Source organism: Novosphingobium sp. AAP83 (genome assembly GCF_001295795.1).
Classification (GTDB): Bacteria; Pseudomonadota; Alphaproteobacteria; order Sphingomonadales; family Sphingomonadaceae; genus Novosphingobium.
This window is the reverse complement of the sequence record NZ_LJHY01000015.1, coordinates 1-2,404: the sequence shown is the minus strand read 5'-3', so window position 1 is coordinate 2,404 and position 2,404 is coordinate 1. Positions and strand designations below refer to the sequence as shown.

Annotated in this window: 1 protein-coding gene; it reads right to left on the bottom strand. The window is 44.7% G+C overall.

What is annotated here, in order from left to right; all coding sequences use genetic code 11:
* Nucleotides 1–145: 145 nt before the first annotated feature.
* Complete coding sequence (locus tag IP81_RS19595; RefSeq protein ID WP_082356029.1) at nt 146–2,026, bottom strand: acyltransferase family protein; 1,881 nt, start codon at nt 2,024–2,026, stop codon at nt 146–148.
* Between the last annotated feature and the right edge of the window lie 378 nt (nt 2,027–2,404).

The following is a 2,404-nucleotide window of genomic DNA, read 5'->3' as shown; positions in this document are numbered from 1 at the left end:
AACGGGTCAAACCGCCCGAATTACCGACCGAAACAGACCAACGGCGCGGTCGTTATAGCCGAAAAGCAGAGGGAACAGCCCTCCTCGGACCAATCCGCCTCGAACTACTCGGTTTTTGCGGGTATCCAGCTCTATTGGCGAAAAATTAATTTTCGCGAAACCTTTTTATAAATTGAGACAAATTTTTCCCAATCATCTCGCTGCCAATCAAATTAAGATGATTTCCATCCCTGTAAATAATACGGTTTCCTTTAATCATTGAGCAAAACTTCTTGTCGCAAATATCATTTATTGGATCATAAACTGCGATATTTGTTTCCATTTTAATATCATTTAAAATCTCATTGTATCTTTTTGTCTTTTGCAAGAATTGATTTTTATCGAATTTACAGCGTTCATATGCGATTTGTGTGGTTTTACTTAAAATGCAACTTTCTGGGTCAATTCTAAAAGAAGGTACATCTTTAACAAAAAAAACTTGTTTTTGGCTTGACTGTAATGTGCGAATAGTGGAAATCATGTTGTTTTTAAATTGTGGGATATCGTAAATATCATTTATTCTTTCATAATATACTGAAAAAATAACAATTTTGACATCATTTTCATTCAAAATATATTGGAAGATATCGGAAAATTCGACATTTTTCAATGTTGGAACTGACGACTTTATGTAAAATACTACATTATCATCTACATTATTAGACAATCCGACAAAAAGATGCTCGGCATGACTGTCTCCGACTAATGCTATAATAGGTGTGTCGCTTTTTGACTGCTTACAGCGTAAAAATTCTTCCCAAATTAACGCCTTATTTGCAATTTCTTTTGGGCTGCAATCGAAAAACGTATCGTCAATATACCTATGATAATAAGTGTGACCAACGTCCCCTTTGATGTCTAGTCTGCTGAATCTTTGAGGAAACCCTTTTCTAAAATCCCCAGTCAAGCCACCTGTTACGAACACGGCGGCAACGAGCGCGCTCGCTGCAAAAACAGCGCGACGCGTTGGCAGAACAGAAGCTCTGCCATTGCGAAATGGCTGTTCCACGTAACGCCAGCTAAGATACGCTAGCAAAAGAGATAGCGCAGTAAGTGCCAGCATTAGCAATTTTTCAGGCTCGACGATGCTGCGAATGCGAGCAAACGCAAACAAGGGTTGATGCCATAAATACGCGCTATAGCTGATCAAGCCAATGCCAACAAAACCTCGCATACCCAGCAGCTTTGCTGTCCACGTGCCTGTGCGACCGAACACGATGATCAAAGCTGTACCGAGAACAGGAGCGAGCGCATATAGGCTGGGGAATGGCGTTGCATCATCGTAGTAAAAGATCGCAAAAACGATTAGCGCTAAACCCGATAGGCTCAGCCAGTTGTTTGCGCGTGGCTCGCGGCCCGACAGCCAAAAAGCGGACATTGAACCAGCCAGCAATTCCCATGCTCGTGTCGGAGCAAGATAGAAATTTGCAGTCGGCTGGTTGCGCCATGCCCACTCGCTTACAGCCAAACTGATAGCGGCGATCAGGCAGATCGACCAGACAACGCGATTGCGCCCAAAGCGCCACGCGAGCAGCAGGAACACAGGGAATAGCAGATAATACTGTTCTTCCACAGCCAAACTCCAAGTATGTAGAAGTGGTTTTAGCTCGGCCGCTGGGGAAAAATATCCTTCCTCGCGCCAAAACAGGATGTTAGAGGCGAAAAAGACAACTGCAACTATACTCCGGGAGAAATCCTTAAGCTCACCGGGTAGCATCCACATCCAAGCAAAAGGGATGCAACATGCAACAACGAAAAACAGGGCTGGTAAAATGCGCCTTGCTCGACGTTCATAAAAACGAGAAATCGAGAAATTTCCTTGCTCAAGCTCGTTGATCAAAATGCTGGTAATCAGATAGCCGCTGATGACAAAAAAAACGTCAACGCCAACGTAGCCGCCGCTGAAAACCGTCAGGCCTGCGTGGAACAGTATGACCGGCACAACTGCTACTGCCCGTAACCCGTCAATTTCCTTGCGATAAATCATTTTTCCCTCGATTACGTAGACGATTATCAGTTATGAAACATCTGATCTATCACCAAATCACCGCTCAGTCAGAATGTTATAAAACACTCAATTTACAACATTCTGCGCCAAAACCCAGCAAGCTGAACACCCGCAAAACCGGGTACTTCGTTGCTGATCAAGGCGACCGCGGGTAATTCCGGTGCTCCCCGTCGTTTGGAGGCATGTTGTTGGTCCGTTTTCAAGGTTATTTCGGTCAATTCACCCGTCCTGGGCGAGTTTCGGGCAGGGTCATCCCATACTTTCGCGGCGTTGGTGGAAGATCAGCCTGCTGAAGTTGTATGCTAGGCTCAGGACTCATTGATTGAGCCAGAAGATGACGGTTGCGGCGATGCAGAT

Bases quoted from the DNA above. Each gene is read 5' to 3' on its own strand.
- IP81_RS19595 (WP_082356029.1), bottom strand. From the start codon at position 2,026: ATGATTTATCGCAAGGAAATTGACGGGTTACGGGCAGTAGCAGTTGTG.